We start from the raw sequence: 20,351 nt of genomic DNA, 5'->3' as shown, positions 1-20,351 counted from the left end.
TATCATATGAAATAGGAAGAAGACTATAGTACAATAGATTGACGTGTGAAAGGAGAGAAATATGTATTTAATAAAGAAATTATCGTGGTTTTTTAAATTAGAGTGGAAACGATACACGATTGGCATTATCGCATTGTCGTTAGTCAGTGTATTCAATCTTATTCCGCCAAGAGTGATTGGGGAAGTCGTCGATTCCATCGACCTCAAGACGCTCACAATATCGTCTTTATTATGGAACTTACTGTTATTGCTCCTTTCAGCAGTAGCCATGTACGGACTCCGTTTTGTATGGCGTCTTTTTATCTTCGGGACTGCGAACTCGTTAGGTCAGAGACTGAGAAATCAATTATACGAACACTTTACAAGTATGTCTCCGAGCTTTTATCAAAAGTATCGCTCTGGAGACTTAATGGCGCATGCGACCAATGACGTGTATGCGGTGGTCATGACTGCAGGTGGAGGCGTGATGTCGGCTGTCGATGCCTCCATTACAGCATTAGTGACTTTAGCGACGATGTTCTTTATGCTCGATTGGCGAGTCACACTGGTTGCCATTATTCCGTTACCACTGCTTGCGATTGCGACGAATATTGTAGTTCGTGCAGAACATAAAAGTTTTGAAGAGTCTCAAGAAGCTTTTTCACTACTCAATAACCATGTGAACGAGAGTGTTTCTGGGATTAAAGTGACGAAATCATTTGGATATGGGGAAAAAGAAACAGCGTCATTTTGGCAAACCAACCAAGATGCATGGAAAAAGAATAATCATGCTGCGAAATTTAATAACCTGTTTGGTCCAATTGTTTTGATTTTCGTGGGGCTCAGCTACTTAATTAGTTTGGGATATGGGGGCTATTTAATCCAACGTGGTGAATTCACGGTTGGGGAAATGATTACCTTTATGACGTATTTAGATATGCTGGTATGGCCGCTTCAAGCCATTGGTTGGCTCCTTAATATCGGGCAACGTGCAAGTATCTCGTATCGTCGTATTGAAAAATTAATGGAAGAGACAAGTGAAGTTGAAGAAGCTCCAAACGCACTTGGGGTTACAGAAGTGCGAGAGATTGATGTCGATATTCACAACTTCCGATACGAAGATATGCCAACGTTAGAAGAAGTATCTTTCAGCCTTCACCAAGGGCAAACGATTGGGATTGTAGGTCCAACAGGATCTGGAAAATCTACACTATTAAAATTATTCCTTCGTCAATATGATTCCGGAAAAGAAGAGATTTTGATGAATGGACGTTCCATCCAAGACTATCGCATTAAAGACTTGCGTGCGCTTATAGGCTATGTGCCTCAAGAGCAAATTTTATTTGCGATGTCGATTAAAGACAATATTCGTTTTGGAAATCCAATGCTTTCTGACGAAGCAGTTATCCAAGCCACTAAAATCTGCGGACTGTATGACGATATTATGGCGATGCCGGAAGGGTTCGATACTTTGATTGGAGAGAAGGGTGTGCTTTTATCAGGCGGCCAAAAACAACGTCTATCGATGTCACGCGCGCTCATAGTGAATCCGGAAATTCTAATGCTAGATGATTCGTTATCGGCAGTTGATGCGAAAACAGAGCATTTAATTTTAGAAAACTTGAAACGTGAACGTAGCGACAAAACGACAATGATTACAGCGCACCGTCTATCCGCGATTGTACATGCGGACCTGATCATTGTGCTTCAAGAGGGACGTATTATTGAAAAAGGAACGCATGAAGAATTAATGGCGCTTGGTGGTTGGTATGCCAAAACCTACGACCGTCAACAGCTCGAAGCGACACTTGAAGAAGGGGGTAGTGTAGTTGAACATGAAGACCTTTAATCGACTCATCGCTTACTTATGGCGTTATAAGAAGTCGAGCACGATTGCGATTTTATTTATCCTCTTATCCAGTGTGACCGCAACGGTAATTCCGCTGATGGCTCGTTATTATATCGATACGTATATTGATAATGGTGTGTGGAATGAAGGGTACTGGATCCTGATTGTATACTATTCACTATTCTTGCTACGTGTTCTACTTACGTATATTGGGACCTACGCCTTTAGTTATGTATCCAATAGTGTCGTAAGAGATTTACGTCAAGAGGCCTTTACTAACATGCAAAAACTCAATATGACGTACTTTGATACAACACCAGCAGGGGCTATCGTGTCGCGTTTAACAAACGATACACAGGCAGTTAGCGATATGTTTAGTTCGATTTTCTCAACGTTTCTAAGTACCTTATTTATTATCGTGGCCACATTATCTGCGATGTTAAGTATGAATGTAGGACTTACGATTTTAATGGTTCTCTTTATTCCGGTCATGTTTGCATCCGTTAAAATTTATAACCATTTATCTCACAGCGTGATTCGTAAGACGCGTGAGAAGCTTAGCGAGATTAATGTGAAGCTAGCAGAAAGTATTGATGGCATGAAGATGATTCAGGCATTCAATCAAGAAGAAAGTTTAAGAAGGGAATTCGAACAAATTAACGAGGAACATGTGCAATTCTCGAATCGTTCGATTAATGTGAATAGTTTGTTCCTTCGTCCAGCGATGTCGCTATTAAAGCTTGTTGCCTATGCGGTCATTATTTTATACTTTGGCCTTACTTGGGAAGTGGCTGGAGTGACAGCAGGGGTGATGTACGCCTTTATTCAATTCTCGAATCAGTTGTTTAATCCATTAATTGATGTGACGCAAAACTTTGCGATTATTCAAACGTCGATGATTGCGGCGACTCGTGTCTTTGAAGTCATCGATAATACCGATTATGAACCTGAACAACTTGGAAAGGTGACTGAGATTAAAGACGGGAAGATTGAGTTTAGAAATGTCACTTTCTCTTATGACGGCAAACGAAATGTACTAAAGAACATTAACTTTGTGGTGAATCCAGGAGAAACCGTTGCCTTTGTCGGTTCAACCGGGTCAGGAAAATCGTCCATCATGAACATCTTCTTACGATTTTATGATTTTAAAGAAGGGGAAATCTTGATTGATGAACTTCCAATTCAACACTATTCAAAAGAAGTGCTTCGCGATAAAATCGGACTCGTGCTTCAAGATCCATTCTTATTCCATGGAACGGTTGCTTCCAATATTCGCATGTACCAAGACATCACAGACGAAGAAGTGAAGCAGGCGAGCGAATTTGTCGATGCTCATCATTTTATCGAACAACTTCCACAAGGATATGACCATAAAGTCTCTGAAAAAGGCTCAACGTTCTCTAGCGGCGAGCGTCAATTAATCGCCTTTGCACGAACGATTGCAGTCAATCCGAAAATCCTGATTCTAGATGAAGCAACTGCCAATATCGATTCGCAAACCGAGGAAGTGATTCAAACGTCTCTTAAGAAGATGAGAAACGGACGAACCACTTTAGCAATTGCGCACCGATTATCGACCATTCAAGATGCCAATCAAATCTTTGTCCTCGATAAAGGAGAAATCGTAGAGAGCGGCACGCATACGGAACTCCTAGAAAAAGAGGGGCTCTACTATAAGATGTATCAACTCCAAGCAGGGATGATGCAAGAATAACAATCATTAGAAAAGACATAGCGAAAGAGAATAGCTATGTCTTTTTTTGCGAGTGTAACAATTTTGTTACGGTTCATAATTGTTACATCCTAAGTTGGAAAAGTTCAGCTGTATCAAAAATGATTTGTATCAAAATTGATACAAAAGGAGTTTTTGAATTAAAGTTGTATCATCTGTGATACGTATCATGCGGGATACACATGTAATAACTATAAAATTTTAAGAAGAATATAATGGTGTGAAAAAAGCGGCGAAAAATGATAGCGTTTCATATTGACACGTTCCAAAATTAATTGTACACTATCAAAGTAGAGGAGGATGATTATGACTAATCCATTACAAGAAGCAAGAAAAGAGCATGTACTAGTGTGCGCTCATAGAGGAACTTGTGGAGCTTCTGTAATTCAGAATACTCGACTAGCCTTTAATAACGCATTATTACATGGCGCTGATATTGTCGAACTCGATATCGTTCGTTCAAAAGATGGTATTTTTTATGGACTACATGACGGGGTCGAAAAGTATATTTTTGGAAAGGAAGTAGATATTAGAGAATTAAACTCTGATGAAATCGATTATCTTGTAGTGACGAATGAATTCGATAAACCACTTGAAGGTCATGTTGAGAGAGTCGATGTTATCTTAGATTATTTAGCAGAAAAGGATTGCTTTATCAACTTAGATCGTAGCTGGTTTTACTGGGATACGTTCCTTGATTATTTAAAAAAACGTCCAGATACAAGTTGTTGTATTTTAAAAGCTCCAGCTAAAGCAGAAATTCTAGAAGTTTTAAATGCGGCTAAATTTGAAATCGCTTTTATGCCAATCGTCAAGACTCAAGAAGAGTATCGGTTGGTTGAGCAATATGCCAACATCAATACAGTTGCTGTTGAGTTAATCTTTAAAACTCTAGATGCTGAAACGGTAAATCCTGATTTTATGGATGAACTTCATCAAAAAGGATTGCTACTCTGGGCCAATACTTTGACATTAAATAAAGTGTCTAAGTTATGTGGAGACTGTGATGACCATAGAGCAGTTTCAGGAGATTTAGATGGTAGCTTTGGCAAATTATTGGAAATGGGATTTGATATTATTCAAACCGATTGGCCATATTTATTAAGTTCATATATTAAAAATATACAAAAATAAAGGAGAATCTTTATGAACAAAACATTGAAAAAATTAGCTTTATTATCAGTTGCGATACTTGGTGCGGCATGTGCGCCTAGCACATCTTCTTCATCTGAAAGTACGCAAGCATCTTCTGGATCATCAGGATCTTCAGATGAAAAAATCGTTATTTACTCAAACTCAGTATCAAACGGTCGTGGAGACTGGTTGAAAGAAAAAGCTGCTGAAAATGGCTTTAATATTGAATTTGTAAGTATCAACGGTGGTGAGTTAGCAGACCGTGTTATCGCAGAAAAAAATAATGCGATTGCGGATATGATTTTTGGTTTAAATAATATGGAATTTAACCGTTTGAAAGATGAAGACTTATTGGAAAAATATGAACCAAGTTGGAAAGGCGAAGTAGACTTATCTCTTGGAGATGCAGACGGATTATTCTATCCATTAGTGGTGCAACCTTTAGTATTGATTGGTAATGAATCTTCAACAATGCCAAAAGATTGGACTGACTTAGCTAAACCTGAATACAAAGGTAAATATAATATCTTCAAATTAAGTGGAGGTACTTCAAAAGTTATCTTAGGAAGTATTGCTTCTCGCTACCGCGATGACAGCGGTGAGTTAGGAGTTTCTAAAGAAGGCTGGGACGTTATCAAGGGGTACGCTCAAAACGCTAAAGTCGTAGCAAGTGAAACAGACTATATTGGTATGATTATCGATAAAAAAGATGGTATTGAATATAACATGATGTGGGGTTCTGGTTATTTACAAAATAAAAACGAACGTAAATATAACTTCAATGTTATGTATCCAGAAGTTGGTGAACCGTTTGTAACTGAACAAATTGGTATTTTAAACACTTCTAAGAAGAAAGAAACAGTACAAAAATTCATTAATTGGTTTGGTAGTGCAGAAGTTCAAGCTGAATGGTCTAAGAAATTCTCTTCTATTCCAGCAAATAAAAAAGCTCTTGAACAAGCAAATGATGATGTTAAAGACTTTATGAGTAAAGTAAAATCTCAAAAATTAGATTGGGAATTCATTTCAAAAAATATCAGCTCATGGGTTGAAAAAGTTGAACTTGAATTTTTAAAATAGAATGACGAGGAATTGAACATGATTAAATTTGAGAATGTTCAAATTAGCTACGGCGACTTTGTCGCCGTTGATGATTTGAATTTAGAAATCAAAGAGGGCGAATTTTTTACGTTCTTAGGACCTTCGGGTTGCGGTAAATCTACAACATTACGAACTTTAGTTGGGTTTATCGATCCTTCTAAAGGAAGTATTTTTGTTGATGATAAAGATATTACTCGCCTAGCTCCAGAAAAAAGAGAGATTGGTATTGTATTCCAAAGTTACGCATTATTCCCAACAATGACTGTATATGACAATATCGCATATGGCTTAAAAATCAAAAAAATGCCAAAATCTGAGATTGACGCAAAAGTAAATGAAATTGCCCAAAAGATTAAAATTTCAGATAAACAATTACAACGAAATGTATCTGAATTAAGTGGGGGACAACAACAACGTGTCGCTCTTGCTCGTGCATTAGTATTAGAGCCAAAAATTCTTTGCTTAGATGAACCTTTATCTAATTTAGATGCTAAACTTCGAATTGATTTACGTCTTGAATTAAAGAGATTGCAAAGAGATTTAGGAATTACTACATTGTACGTAACCCATGACCAAGAAGAAGCATTGACGCTTTCAGATAGAATCGCTGTATTCAATAATGGGTTTATCGAACAAGTGGGTACTCCACAAGAAATTTATAACCAATCTGCGACTGAGTTTGTTTGTGATTTCATTGGAGATATTAATAAACTTACTGAAGAGACAATGAAAGAATTGACTGGTAAGGAAGAAGAAAAAGTTGGATACATTCGACTTGAAAGAATTAAATTCAAATCAACTTCTGAAGAAGATTACACAATTAAAGGAACGGTGGTTGATACAGAGTTTAAAGGGGTATTAGTTCAATACACCGTTAAAGCTGAAAGTGGACAAATCCTACGTGTGATTCAGAAGAATGATTATCTAGAAATTTTTGAGTTAGGACAAGAATTAACGCTATTTATTCATCCTAATGATATTCTACAGTACTAGGGGTGAGATTAATGGCCAAAAGAAATAGCCTAAGTCAATGGATTTTAAGACTCATTGTAGGCTGGATATTAATTGCATTAGTCATTTACCCAAACTTAAATCTACTAAAAGAAATTTTCTACAAAAATGGGCAATTTTCATTCACTGCTGTTCAGAAGATTTTTTCTTCTCAACGTGCAATGCAATCCATTCAAAATAGTTTTATTTTAGCGGTAGCATTAGTAATTACCGTTAATGTTGTCGGTACTTTAGTAGTTTTATTTACAGAGTACTGGGAAATTAAAGGTAGTAAAGTATTAAAACTTGGATATATGACGTCACTAGTTTATGGTGGGGTAGTATTAGTTACTGGATATAAATTTGTTTATGGAAGCAATGGTGTGATTACTAAATTCTTAACTCAAATTTTCCCAAGTTTAGATAGTAACTGGTTTACCGGGTTTGGTGCTGTATTATTTATTATGACTTTCGCATGTACATCCAACCATATGATGTTCTTACGAAACGCAGTGAGGTCGGTTGACTATCATACGATTGAAGCTGCAAGAAATATGGGGGCAAGTCCAGCAAATGTGTTGTTTAAGATTGTTTTACCTACATTGCTACCAACCATTTTTGCGTTAACAATCTTAACATTTTTAACAGGGTTAGCTGCAGTTTCTGCACCATTAATTGTTGGGGGAACTGATTTCCAAACCATTAACCCAATGATTATTACATTTGCTAAATCACAATCCTCAAAAGATTTAGCTGCATTTTTAGCTATGTTATTGGGATTAGCGACAATTATCTTATTGACTATCATGAATCGTGTTGAACGTGGTGGTCGTTATATGTCAATCTCAAAAACAAAAGCAAAAATTAAAAAACAAAAGATTCAATCACCAATTGGTAATGTGATTGCGCATATTGTCGCTTATGTTTTATTCTTCATCTATGTGATGCCAATTGTATTTATTATTTTGTATTCATTTACAAAACCATTAGCGATAAAACAGGGTGAAATTTCATTTGCGAACTTTACGCTAGAAAATTACCAACAACTCTTTACAAGTGCTTCTGCATTTTCTCCTTACTTAATCAGTTTGGTGTATGCAGGATTGGCTGCAGTGTTAGTAACGATTTTAGCAATTGTGATTGCAAGAATCGTACGTCGTAGCACATGGAAATTTGATTTCCTTTTTGAATACGGTGCATTAGTACCATGGATTTTACCATCAACATTGATTGCTTTAGGATTTTTATTCACATACAACCAACCAAGATGGATTATCTTAAACTGGGTATTAATTGGTACTGTTGTAATGTTACTAATTGCTTTTATTGTTGTTAAATTACCATTCTCATACAGAATGGTGAGAGCTGTATTCTTCAGTATTGATGATGAATTAGAAGAAGCATCTCGTAGTATGGGAGCTTCAACTTTCCAAACGATGATTAAAGTTATCATTCCATTTATCTTGCCAACTGTATTGTCTGTGGCAGTATTGAACTTTAACAGCTTACTATCAGACTTTGATTTATCCGTATTCTTATATCATCCTTTATTCAAACCTTTAGGTATCGTTATTAAGGAAGCCAGTGATGAAACAGCAACTACAAATGCTCAAGCAATGACTTTTGTATATACTGTAGTGCTTATGATTATTTCAACAGCAGCATTGTACTTAACAAGAGGAAGAGACGCTAAGAAATCAAAGAAAAAGAAATAACATTTAAAAGGCAATGAATATAAGTCATTGCCTTTTTTATTGGAGGAGATATTTTGAAAAATTTAGTGTTTGATATGGGAAACGTCCTCATTGAATGGAATAGTGAGAAGATTTTACAAGCTATTACAGATGATAGAAAATTACATAACTTGTTAAGAAAAGAGGTTTTTGAAACTGGTTTGTGGGTTCAAACTGATGAAGGTGTGAAGACTAGGGAAGAAATGATTGAGATAGTTACAACTAAAATTGGGGAAGAGTATCGAAATGAATTAACTCAACTTTCAAGATACTGGTATAAATACGTGGATGTTTATACAGAGGTTCAAGATAGAATTATTGAACTTTCCAAAAATGGCTACAACATTTACATTTTATCAAATACAGCTTGTACTTTTTATGATTTGGTAAAAGAAGGATACCTTCCAGTGACTTCTATTGCTAAAGGGATAGTACTTTCTTGCGAAGAAAGAGTCTTGAAGCCAAATGAAAAAATCTATAATATCCTTTTAGAACGTTATAACTTAGATCCTCACGAGACGATATTTTTTGATGATTTGCCAGAAAATATTTGGGGAGCTGCGCGTTGCGGGATTAATGGATTTGTTGTAGAGAATGAAAGTGAGTTATTAACTTACTTAGATAAGTTAAGGGAGGAAATGAATTGGCGACAATTAAGGACATTGCTAAATTAGCTGGTGTTTCTCACGGAACCGCCTCTAATGTTTTAAACCAGAGAGGTAATGTCAGTTCAGAAAAGATTTCTAAAGTCCTAAAGGCTGCAAAAGAATTAGGTTATACGATTAATCCTCAGGCTCAATTGTTGAGAAAGGGCTTCTCGAATAAAGTAGTTGTTTTTATTCCCTTTGTTTTAAAAGAGCATTATTCTGTGTTCTATGAAAGTATATTACAACAGGCTGAAAAAGAGAGTATTGAGGTTGAGGTTTTCTATTTTAAAGAAAAAAATTTACGAAGTATTGTAGAGAAGGAAAGTTTATTAAAACCTTCAGTTGCAGTATTTGTTGGTTATGTTCCAAAAGAAAATATGTTATCAGTATTTCAGCAAGACACGAAAATACATTTTGTTGATGTTTTTGAGGATGCGAACAAATATGGTGTTATTTCTTTTGAGTATAGTCTTTTAGCAAAAGAGTTAATGAAACGATTCAGTATAGGGAATCAAAAATTACTATTTATTGATTATAAATTTGAGAATGGGAAATCTTTATCTGAGGATATTTTGAATGAGATTTCTGGTCATATTTCAATCGAGCGATTTTCGATAAAAAATAGGCAAGATTTAATTCGATTGTTTGAACAATATGCAGGTCTTGAAGAATTTAGTGCTATTTTTGCAATCGATAGAGAGATTCTTAGAAACATTCAAGAGATTCAGTCTTGGTTAGGAAGAGGCCGGTTAGAGAATATATTTTCTCTAGATAGTTTTCAACTTATTCGTGCAAAGAAAAATATTTTTGAGTTGGATTATAAGTTGTGCGCTAAAAAGGTCGTCGACTTAATCAAAGCTGGGAATATTGGTCGCATTCTGATGACACCGGAAGGATTTAGAGCTAAAAACGTTTATACCAAATATGCAAATCCGCAGAAGATTCGATTATTCACGATTAGTTCTCCAACAACCCGTGTGTTAAAATTTTTATCAGGCATTTTTGAACATGAGACTAATATTCTCATTGAAATAGATGAATTGGAATCTTCCGAATATGATGTTACGAAAATTAAAAATACTTCATTCAAGAAAGATTATGATTTAATCCGTCTGGATATGGCTGTTTTACCCGAAGTAGCGGAGGATCTTTTTGTTCCTTTAGAGGATGTAGAGGGTAGTGAGAAGATTCTTAATCAATTTGACGAACAATTACTTAATGAGTATATGTATGCTAACAAAAAGTGGTATGGAGTTCCTTTGGACGTTTCCGTTCAATTACTCTATTATCGTAAAGATTTATTTTTAAATAAATTAGTTCAGCGAGAATTTTATGAGCGATTTAGAAAAAAATTAGTTGTACCGCAAAGTTTTGAAGAATTTGACTTAATTTGCCAATTTTTCACTCAGAATGAAAACAAAGCATCTCAAACAAAATATGGTCATAGTATTGCAATGAAGACACCGCTTGTAACTTCATGTGATTTCTTACCAAGATATCGCGAACAAATGTTAAATCAAGTTGCTAATCCTTATCAAACTGCTTTAGAACAATATAAGGCTAGTATAAAAACTAGTGACCAGAACAAGGAAAAATGGTGGGGAGATATTGTTCAGGAATTTGCTGAAGGAAAAACAGCAATGATGACCGTCTTTTCTAACTATTCAACGGTGCTTGCTGGTCAGTTGCAAAACGATATTGATTTTGGGGTTGCACGTATTCCAGGGAAACAACCGCTAATTGGTGGAGGAACAGTAGGGATTTTAAAAGAGAGTAATATGAAAGAACAAGCTCTATTATTTCTAGAATGGTTGTATAGCGACGAAATTTCGAAACTAATCGTTGCGTTAGGTGGAATGATTCTAAGTAAAGAAGTACTTAATAATCAAGAATTAATGGAAATGCATCCATGGTTAACTCACTTAGAAAAGTCTATTCAGTTAGGAAAAAGACAAGTTTGGAATAAGCAAGAATTCAGCTTGTTAGATGAAATTAAACTAGGAGAAAAAGTGTTAAAAGATGTTTTTAGTGATTAAAGAGATAAGGGGGCTGATCTCTTCTTCTTGTTAGAGACACACCGAAAGAATCAAATTTAAAATGTATCAAAAATGATACAACTGAACTTGAAAATAAAAAGTGTATCATGATTGAACCGTCTTGCATGAAAAAATACCTTTGAGAAGAGTCTCAAAGGTATTTTGCGTTATTATCTGCGGTTTTGTTTTCCAGCGTTTCTTCCAACTGGTTTATTTTGGCGTTTTGCAAAAGCTTCTTGTTGCGTTGCTTTTTGTGCTGGTTTGCTTGGTGTTTTACGCTCTGGTAAAACTACATTGTCATGATTTAACTCTTCGTCAATTTGAGCTTTAATTTTTGGACGTAAGTATGTGTTTTGAATCCAAGATTGTAAGATTTGAATTAAAGCGGAAGCGAAGAAGTAAATACCAACCCCTGCTGGTGATTGGAAAGTCATCATAAACATCATTACTGGTAAAATATAGTTCATAGAACGACTTTGTTTCTTTGTTTCTTCATCCATTCCCATTTGACTTACGAGAGATTGAATGTAGTATAGAGCAGCGGTAGCAATTGCTAGTGGAACAAATTCTTTTCCAAGGGCAATTCCCATGAAGTCACTGCTTGAAATCTCGTTAGATAGCAAGATTGCATTATATAATCCGCTCCAAATTGGAAGTGTAATTAATAGTGGAAGACATCCAGAACCAAGTCCGCCCATTAATGAGACGTTATTTAACTTGTATAGATCCATTTGCTCTTGTTGAATTTCTAGTTTTTCTTGAGGAGTTGCTGCTTGTTCTGCACGAGCAGTAATTTCTGCAATATATGGTTTTAAAACTGCCATCTTTTCTTGCTGGACAAGCATTGATTTCATTTGATGGAATTGTGTTGGCATTAAAACCACACGGACTAAAACGGAGACGATAACAATCGCAATAGCGTAGTTTCCATTAAACATAGAAGCAATTTGATTTAATAACCATTGTGTTGGGACGACTAGATACTCATAGAGCCATCCAACGGGTTGATGATCTGCATTATATTGCACGGTACATCCCGCTAATAGTAGTGGAAGAACAGTTGCAACGAAAAGCAGTTGAGTCTTTTTAGTAAGTTTCATAATCACTTTCCTTTTCATTTAATAACATGACTTATTTTACACGGGTTTCGTTGAAATAGCAATGTTCTTTATATAATTTCAAATTTTGTAAAAAGAGGGGGGTCTAACAAGGTACATTCTTCGTATCGGTCGACGCGTCCGTACGGAGAAGTGGATGCTTTTACACGTTCGATAAAGCGACCGACAGCGTTTGGCTCCCCTTGAGCTACGGCTAAGACAGAACCATCCATTTTATTTTGAACAGTTCCAGTAATCTCTAATTGAATAGCGAGTTGCTGTGTGAAGAAACGGAAGCCAACACCTTGAACTCGTCCCCAGACGCGAATTTGTCGAGTAATCATGGAAATTCCTCCTCATATGATGATTTATTTGTCGTCTCTATGAAACAAGATTACCATGATTTCCTAAAATTTGGTATACTAAGATACGAGGTGAAAACATGTTTAAAGTGATTGAAACAGCTGGTCATGATGAACCATGGTGGTTTTTTGAAGAATGGGAAAAGATGATTGTTTCGACAGAAGAATTTGATGAGATTGAAGAGGCTCTTTGTGCCTATCAGACTCTCTATCAAAAATTTGAAAAAATCTATCCAGAAAAACGTGAGAAAGGATCTTGTTGTGTTGCATTCTGGAACACTTCAGAAACAGATTATTGTGTTCCTTGTGAATGTGACCTTCAGATTTTTCATGGGATTATGATCGTTGATGAAAAAAATCAATTAGTAGACTTGAAAGGAGAAGAACGTGGCTAAACAAACAAAGAAAAAAACGTCTAGAAGCAAAAATTCTCAAAACTCAAATCCCTTACTATCTATAGAGGCGTTAGCGGTATTTTTGATTGTCTATTGTCTATTAGCAATATTTCAACTGGGATTCTTGGGTAAATTTTTTGCAAACGTCATTCGTTTCTTTATAGGTGATTTATTTGTGTTCGGAGGTATTTGTGGAATCCTTGCTGGATTTGGAATGCTCTTTAGAGGACGGATGCCTAAAATTATTTGGAGATGGACTGTTGCAGCAGTTTGCTCAAGTATTGCGCTACTCCTATTTGTATCTGTAATGACCTATAGTAGCTTTACGAGCTCGGGATCTCCTTTATTTCAAGAGATGATGAATCGATTTATGGTTGATTTTACATCCAATTCGATTTCTCAAAATCTTGGGGGAGGGTTCATTGGAACGCTTCTATATGCAGGAACTTATTTCCTTGTATCGCAATGGGGAACTTATTTATTAGTATTCTTACTTCTAGTATGCAGTGCCTTACTTATTTTTGATATTCATTTAAGTGATGTTATGAATTTTGTTCGAACTCACGTATCCAATCTTTCTCAAAAAATTGCTGAGAAAAAAGCTGAAAAAGAAGCCAAACAAAAAGCGCTTGAAGAAGAGGATTTATATACTCCAAATCCAGAAATCCATCCGGATGATACTTTACCAGTAGAAGAACCAGTAAAGGAAGAACGAAAAGAACATTCTTTATTAAACCGAATGAAAAATGCCTTCTTTGATGATTATGAAGATGAATCAATGGTAGATACGGAGCAGGAATCGTATGAACCTGTCTATAGTGAGCCAGTAGTTTCTCCAAATCCAGTTTCGCCGGAGACACCAGTAGTTTCAACTCCATCGCCAATCGCTTCTAAAAAACAAGAAAACTCTATCCAAGAGGAGGATGAGTTTGAGGATGATGGGGAAGATATTGGAGACTTAGCAATGGGTGGTGAGGAAAATGATGAAGACTATCAATTACCACCAGTGACCTTACTGAATCCCGTTCAACAATCCGATCAATCGAATGAACGTACAATTGTGGAACGCAATATGCGTATTTTAGAACGTACATTTGCAAGTTTCGGGGTGGATGCTAAAGTCATGCCGAACCCAATGCTAGGACCAGCCGTTACAAAATACGAAATTCAACCAGCAATCGGTGTGAAGGTAAGTAAGATTGTAAACTTGAGTGATGATATTGCTTTAGCACTTGCTGCCAAAGATATTCGTATCGAAGCGCCAATCCCAGGGAAGCCTTATGTAGGGATTGAAGTTCCAAATAGCCAAACAAGTTTTGTATCGTTTAGCGATGTGATTCAATCAGCGATTCAATCTCCAAAACCTTTAGACGTACCATTAGGGAGAGATATCTCTGGAAATGTTCGCCTTTGCGATATTACCAAAATGCCCCATATGTTAATTGCCGGTTCAACCGGTTCTGGTAAATCCGTATGTATTAACGGCATTATCACAAGTATTTTAATGAAGACAAAACCACATGAAGTGAAACTGATGATGATTGATCCGAAGATGGTAGAGTTGAATGTGTACAATGGCATTCCACATCTATTAACTCCGGTTGTAACGAACCCTCGCAAAGCCGCTCAAGCTTTACAAAAAGTAGTAGCTGAGATGGAAAAACGTTACGAATTATTCGCTTCAATGGGAATGCGTAATATCGATGGGTATAACGCTCATGTCGAACAATATAACCGCGAAACAGGCGAAAATAATCCAACACTTCCTTATATTGTCGTGATTGTAGATGAATTGGCGGACTTAATGATGGTTGCAAGTAATGAAGTGGAAGATGCGATTATTCGTCTTGCGCAAATGGCCCGTGCTGCCGGAATCCATATGATTCTTGCAACACAACGTCCATCGGTTGACGTTATTACAGGGATTATTAAAGCTAATGTTCCTTCTCGTATTGCCTTTGCGGTATCTAGCGGTACAGACTCTCGTACGATTATCGATGCCAATGGTGCTGAGAAACTTCTAGGTCGTGGGGATATGCTGTATATGCCAATGGGTGAAAATAAACCAATTCGTGTACAAGGTGCATTCTTAACGGATGAAGAAGTCGAACGTATCGTTGATTTCGTGAAGAATCAGCAAGAAGTAGAGTATGATGAAGCGATGATGCCTTCTGAAAATACGACTTCTGGTGGTAGTGAACCAGAAGACGAATTATTCTACGAAGTAATCGAATTATTAAAAGAACAAGAAACGATTAGTACTTCCTACTTACAAAGAAGATTCCGTATCGGATTTAACCGTGCAGCACGAATGATTGATGATTTAGAAGCGCGTGGGTATGTCGGTCCTGCAGATGGAAGCAAAGGAAGAAAAGTGAATGTTCATGTTTTCAGTGAAAATAATGCTTCCGAAACCACTGAAACAAATACTTAGAAATGTAAAACACGAACATTTTTCAATAAAATCACCTCCAATAGAAAGATTTATCTTGCTTTTCATTTTATTTATGATAGAATGACTGTAGTAAATCATTTATTGGAGGTTTTTTATTGTGAAAATTAAGAAGAGTTTAGCTTTATTCGCTTTATCTATTGGTGCAAGTGCTGTATTAGCAGCATGTGGTGGTTCTTCTACCAACTCATCTTCATCATCAAATGCTTCAAATTCAGGTTCAAATGATAATTTTAAAGCCGTTATGGTTTCTGATACTGGTGGTATTGATGACAAATCTTTCAACCAAGGTGCTTGGGAAGGTTTGTTAGAATGGGGTAAAAACAATGGTGGTAAGACAAAAGGCAATGGCGTTGATTACATTCTTTCTAAGTCAGAATCTGATTACACAACAAACCTCAACACAGCAGTGTTAAACGAATATAATATTATTTTTGCTATCGGATTTAAATTACAAAAAGCTGTTGAAGAAGCAGCAAAAGCAAATCCAGAAGCTCACTTTGCAATCATTGATAGTGTGGTAGAACAACCAAACGTAGCTTCTATCAACTATAGAGACCAAGAGGCTGCTTTCCTAGCTGGGGTTGCTGCTGGTTTAACTACAAAAACAAATAAAGTTGCTTTCATCGGTGGAATGCACGGACCAGCGCTTGACAAATTCGAAGCAGGATTCAAAGCTGGTGTTAAAGCTGTAAATCCAAATGCAACTGTTGAAATTCAATATGCTGAATCATTCTCTGATGCAGCAAAAGCTAAATCTTTAGCAGAAGCAATGTACGCTTCAGATTTCGACGTTATCTATGCGGCAGCAGGTGGTGCTGGTTTAGGTGTATTTGCAGCAGCTAAATCTATCGTTGAAACAAATCCAGATCGTAAAATTTGGGTAATCGGGGTAGACCAAGACCAACAAGCAGAAGGTAAAGTCAACGATTCTCGTAATGTAACATTAACTTCAACTTTAAAAGGTGTTAAACAAGCATTAATGAAATTTACGGATGATGCTTCTAAAGGAAACTATCATGGTGGAGAACAAGTAGTATACGGATTATCAGATGATGGTGTAGGTTTAACAGATGGTCAATTAACGCAAGAAGTTAAGGCAAAAGTTGCTGAATATAAGAAAGCAATTATCGATGGAAAACAAGAAGTTCCTGCGAAACCTTAATTAGATTTAACGATTAAAACGAGAGGAGTAGGAGTGGAAGAGAATGGATATTTCTTCACTCCTACTCTTTTATACATAGATCATTTATGAGGTGAGAAGAGTGGTACAAGATACATTTGTGATTGAGATGAAAGGAATCACGAAGAAATTTGGGGATTTTGTTGCGAATAACCAAATTGATTTAACGTTAAAGAAAGGTGAAATCCATGCGTTATTAGGAGAAAATGGGGCAGGAAAATCTACTTTAATGAATATTCTTTCTGGTTTATTAGAACCAACAGAGGGAGAAATTAAAGTCAATGGTGTTCCAACGAAAATTGATTCACCAAATACAGCGAACCGATTGAAAATCGGGATGGTTCACCAACACTTTATGCTAGTGAAGAAATTTTCAGTTGTTGAGAATATTATTTTAGGGAAAGAACAAACTAAATTCGGTTTTATCAATAAAAATACTGTAAAAGAAGAAATTTTGGCGTTGTCTAAAAAGTATCACTTAGTAGTGGATCCAGACGCTAAAATTGAAGACATCTCTGTGGGAATGGAACAAAGAGTGGAGATTCTTAAAACTCTCTATCGTGGGGCAGATATTTTAATCTTCGACGAACCAACAGCTGTATTGACGCCACAAGAAATTGAAGAATTGATTTTAATCATGAAGCAATTAACGAAAGAAGGAAAATCGATTTTCTTAATCACTCATAAAATTAAAGAAATTCAAGCTGTAGCCGATCGTTGTACTGTTATTCGTCGTGGAAATGTCATTGGGACAGTAGAAATGGGAAGTGTTTCTGATCAGGAACTAGCAGATATGATGGTTGGACGTTCAGTTTCCTTTAAAACGGAAAAAGAAGCTGCAAAACCAACGACAGACGCACTTGTAATTAAGAATTTAGTTGTAAAGGATAGTCGTGGAATTAATGCGGTAAACGGTCTGGATTTAACAGTTCGCCACGGTGAAGTGGTTGGTATTGCAGGGGTGGATGGGAATGGTCAAACAGAATTCGTTCAAGCTCTTGCAGGTTTGAGAAAAATTGAAGAGGGTTCAATTGAATTAAATGGAAAAGATTTAACGCATCTGCCAACAAGACAAAGAACGGAAACGGGACTAGGCCATATTCCAGAAGACCGTCATAAACATGGGCTTGTATTGCAAATGGGATTAGATGAGAACATTGGAATTCAAACTTATTATAAAGAACCTCTCTCTAAAAGAGGATTCCTTAATAAAAAAGCATTTGTCGATTTGGCAGAACGCTTAATTGAAGAATTTGATGTTCGTACACCAAGTCCTACTATTTCAGCTGGTTCTCTTTCAGGAGGAAATCAGCAAAAAGCGATTATTGCTCGAGAAATCGATCGTGACCCAAGTTTATTAATTGCAGCACAACCAACGAGGGGATTGGATGTTGGGGCGATTGAATATATCCATAAACGCCTTATTGAACAAAGAAATAAAGGGAAAGCAGTTTTGTTAATGAGCTTTGAACTAGATGAAATTTTAAACGTGGCGGACCGAATTGCCGTTATGTATGAAGGTAAAATTGTGGATGTGTTAGACACTAAGGAAACAAATGAAACAGAATTAGGATTATTGATGGCTGGTTCTACAAGAGAACAAGTAAGAGCTATGAAACAGGAGGAGTTATAAAATGAAAGGTGCGAGTTATAAAAAAGTCCTTATTCCTGTCCTTTCAGTTGTTTTAGGGCTATTAGTAGGGGCCATTATTATGGCGGTATTTGGGTTTGATCCTGTTAAAGGTTATTCAGCTCTTTTAAAAGGTTCCCTAGGAAAACCATTTTATATTGGTGAAACTTTAAGACAAGCTACGCCTCTGATTCTTGTAGCCTTAGGTTTTGCATTTGCAAGTTATGCAGGGTTCTTCAATATCGGGGTAGCTGGTCAAGCGTTGATGGGGTGGTTTGCTTCTGTTACAACAGGACTTCTTTTCTCTGATTTACCTAAAATTGTATTACTTCCTTTATGTATTCTTGTAGGGATGCTTGCAGGGGCTTTATGGGCAGGAATTGCGGGTTATTTAAAAGCATACTTTAATACGAGTGAAGTTATCGTGACGATTATGTTGAATTATACAGCATTGCATATTGTGAATTATGTGATTCGTGAAATTCTAACAGAAAAAGCAGAAATTACAGCATCCGTTCCAGAAGCCGCTAGCTTAAAAATGTCTTTCTTATATCAATTAACAAGCAAATCTACATTACATGGTGGAATCTTCATTGCGATAGCTGCTGTGTTTGTTGTCTGGCTTTTAATGAATAAGACAACAACCGGATTTGAGTTGAAAACAGTAGGGCTAAATAAAAACGCGGCCGAGTATTCCGGTATGAGCGCTAAAAAAACAATTATTTTAGCAATGTTAATCTCTGGTGGGCTTGCAGGTCTTGGAGGAGTTATGGAAGGATTAGGAACATTCCAACATGCATTTGCTTCTGAAAGCTTACCAAGTATTGGATGGGATGGAATGGCGGTAGCGCTATTAGGTCTAAGTAATCCATTTGGAATCTTATTCTCTTCATTAGTATTTGCAATTTTACGGATTGGTGGAATTTCCATGCCACTACTTGCAAAAATTCCTACAGAGGTTGTATCTATTGTAGTTGCCTTTATTATTTTCTTTGTTGGGGCGAACTATTTAATGCAAGTGATTGTCGATAAATTTCCAAGTTTTGGGAAAAGAAAGGGGTAAATAGATATGGATTTAGTCACTCTATTACAAGTAATTGTCGGAAATATGCTCATCTATTCAACGCCTCTTATTTTAACTGGACTTGGTGGTGTATTTTCTGAAAGAAGTGGGATTGTTAATATTGGTCTTGAAGGAACGATGGTTATAGGTGCTTTTGCATCTGCAGTATTCAACCTAGCATTTGCACCACAATTGGGCGCATGGACACCTTGGATAGCGCTCCTTGTTGCGGCACTTGCTGGAGCATGCTATTCGGTGATTCACGCTGTAGCTACTGTTTACTTGCGCGCTGATCATATTATTTCAGGAACGGTGTTAAACTTACTGGCACCCGCTTTAACCGTATTTTTATGTAGACTTTTGTATAACGAACTCGGACAAACGGAAATTATTACGAACTACTTTGGAAAGACAACTATTCCAGTACTAAGTTCAATTCCAATCATCGGTCAAATCTTCTTTACAGATACTTTCCTCTTAGCCTATTTAGCTATTGGATTGGCGTTTGTCTGTTCGATGATTTTAAATAAAACAAAATTTGGTTTACGTTTACGTTCGGTTGGGGAACATCCTCAAGCAGCCGATACTTTAGGAATTAATGTTTATCATATGCGTTTTGCAGGAGTATTAATCTCAGGGTTCTTAGCAGGGATTGGTGGAGCTATTGTTGCTCAATCGATTACACTGAACTTTTCTGCGACAACCATAGCGGGTCAAGGATTTATTGCAATGGCAGCGATGATCTTTGGTAAATGGAATTCTGTGAGTGTGATGTTATCCGCTTTACTCTTTGGTCTTGCTCAAAGTTTAGGGGTTATTGGAAACTACATTCCAATTATTAAAGATATTCCGTCAGTAGGCTTGACGATTGCGCCATATTTGATTACTATCATTGTATTGGTAGGATTCATTGGTAAATCGGAAGGGCCAGCTGCGAACGGCAAAAACTACGTTAAATCAAAATAATA

Annotated in this window: 16 protein-coding genes; 14 read left to right on the top strand and 2 right to left on the bottom strand. The window is 36.6% G+C overall.

The features are described from left to right. Positions 1 to 61 precede the first annotated feature (61 nt). From HMPREF3106_RS01995 to HMPREF3106_RS01960, 8 genes are all read left to right on the top strand, one after another. Positions 62 to 1,828: an ABC transporter ATP-binding protein gene (locus HMPREF3106_RS01995; protein ID WP_070444117.1), complete on the top strand. Its 1,767-nt coding sequence runs from the start codon at positions 62 to 64 to the stop codon at positions 1,826 to 1,828. Then, a complete protein-coding gene (locus HMPREF3106_RS01990; RefSeq protein WP_070444193.1) occupies positions 1,815 to 3,542 on the top strand; it encodes an ABC transporter ATP-binding protein in 1,728 nt (575 codons plus the stop codon). Before HMPREF3106_RS01995 ends, HMPREF3106_RS01990 begins: the two co-directional genes overlap by 14 nt. 324 nt (positions 3,543 to 3,866) lie before the next feature. Then, positions 3,867 to 4,694 (top strand): glycerophosphodiester phosphodiesterase family protein, encoded by an 828-nt coding sequence (locus tag HMPREF3106_RS01985; RefSeq protein WP_070444114.1) that lies wholly within the window; start codon positions 3,867 to 3,869, stop codon positions 4,692 to 4,694. A 12-nt stretch (positions 4,695 to 4,706) separates the two neighbouring features. Then, entirely contained in the window at positions 4,707 to 5,774 is a 1,068-nt protein-coding gene (locus HMPREF3106_RS01980; protein ID WP_070444111.1) for an extracellular solute-binding protein, read from the top strand. Between the two features lie 18 nt (positions 5,775 to 5,792). Further along, positions 5,793 to 6,788, top strand: a complete 996-nt coding sequence (locus HMPREF3106_RS01975) for an ABC transporter ATP-binding protein (RefSeq protein WP_070444108.1) — start codon at positions 5,793 to 5,795, stop codon at positions 6,786 to 6,788. Between the two features lie 11 nt (positions 6,789 to 6,799). Next, positions 6,800 to 8,500, top strand: a complete 1,701-nt coding sequence (locus tag HMPREF3106_RS01970; RefSeq protein WP_070444105.1) for an ABC transporter permease — start codon at positions 6,800 to 6,802, stop codon at positions 8,498 to 8,500. A 53-nt stretch (positions 8,501 to 8,553) separates the two neighbouring features. Then, positions 8,554 to 9,192: an HAD family hydrolase gene (locus HMPREF3106_RS01965; protein WP_083281575.1), complete on the top strand. Its 639-nt coding sequence runs from the start codon at positions 8,554 to 8,556 to the stop codon at positions 9,190 to 9,192. After that, positions 9,162 to 11,201, top strand: coding sequence for an extracellular solute-binding protein (locus HMPREF3106_RS01960; protein ID WP_070444099.1), 2,040 nt, complete (start codon positions 9,162 to 9,164; stop codon positions 11,199 to 11,201). The genes HMPREF3106_RS01965 and HMPREF3106_RS01960 overlap by 31 nt, the downstream gene beginning before the upstream one ends. A gap of 170 nt (positions 11,202 to 11,371) precedes the next feature. Here HMPREF3106_RS01960 and yidC read toward each other — a convergent pair whose 3' ends face one another. Both yidC and HMPREF3106_RS01950 read right to left on the bottom strand, forming a co-directional pair. Next, entirely contained in the window at positions 11,372 to 12,301 is a 930-nt protein-coding gene (gene yidC, locus HMPREF3106_RS01955) for a membrane protein insertase YidC (protein ID WP_070444096.1), read from the bottom strand. Between the two features lie 68 nt (positions 12,302 to 12,369). Beyond that, positions 12,370 to 12,642: an acylphosphatase gene (locus HMPREF3106_RS01950; protein WP_070444093.1), complete on the bottom strand. Its 273-nt coding sequence runs from the start codon at positions 12,640 to 12,642 to the stop codon at positions 12,370 to 12,372. 98 nt (positions 12,643 to 12,740) lie between these two features. Here HMPREF3106_RS01950 and HMPREF3106_RS01945 point away from each other — a divergent pair, with 98 nt between their 5' ends. From HMPREF3106_RS01945 to HMPREF3106_RS01920, 6 genes are all read left to right on the top strand, one after another. Beyond that, the gene (locus HMPREF3106_RS01945; RefSeq protein ID WP_070444090.1) at positions 12,741 to 13,055 is read left to right on the top strand and encodes a DUF1033 family protein; all 315 of its coding nucleotides are present in this window, start codon (positions 12,741 to 12,743) and stop codon (positions 13,053 to 13,055) included. Further along, on the top strand, positions 13,048 to 15,489 hold the full coding sequence (locus HMPREF3106_RS01940) for a DNA translocase FtsK (RefSeq protein ID WP_070444087.1): 2,442 nt from the start codon (positions 13,048 to 13,050) through the stop codon (positions 15,487 to 15,489). The genes HMPREF3106_RS01945 and HMPREF3106_RS01940 overlap by 8 nt, the downstream gene beginning before the upstream one ends. A gap of 124 nt (positions 15,490 to 15,613) precedes the next feature. Further along, the gene (locus HMPREF3106_RS01935) at positions 15,614 to 16,672 is read left to right on the top strand and encodes a BMP family lipoprotein (RefSeq protein WP_083281579.1); all 1,059 of its coding nucleotides are present in this window, start codon (positions 15,614 to 15,616) and stop codon (positions 16,670 to 16,672) included. A gap of 100 nt (positions 16,673 to 16,772) precedes the next feature. Then, positions 16,773 to 18,323, top strand: coding sequence for an ABC transporter ATP-binding protein (locus tag HMPREF3106_RS01930; protein WP_070444081.1), 1,551 nt, complete (start codon positions 16,773 to 16,775; stop codon positions 18,321 to 18,323). 1 nt (position 18,324) lies between these two features. Continuing rightward, a complete protein-coding gene (locus HMPREF3106_RS01925; RefSeq protein WP_005605264.1) occupies positions 18,325 to 19,383 on the top strand; it encodes an ABC transporter permease in 1,059 nt (352 codons plus the stop codon). A gap of 6 nt (positions 19,384 to 19,389) precedes the next feature. Further along, the gene (locus HMPREF3106_RS01920) at positions 19,390 to 20,349 is read left to right on the top strand and encodes an ABC transporter permease (RefSeq protein WP_005605266.1); all 960 of its coding nucleotides are present in this window, start codon (positions 19,390 to 19,392) and stop codon (positions 20,347 to 20,349) included. The last annotated feature ends 2 nt before the right edge of the window (positions 20,350 to 20,351 follow it).

Origin of the sequence: Granulicatella sp. HMSC31F03 (genome assembly GCF_001807725.1) — a bacterium.
In the GTDB taxonomy this organism is placed as follows: domain Bacteria; phylum Bacillota; class Bacilli; order Lactobacillales; family Aerococcaceae; genus Granulicatella; species Granulicatella adiacens.
Note: the sequence above shows the minus strand (reverse complement) of the source record. Positions and strands in the feature narration are given on the sequence as shown.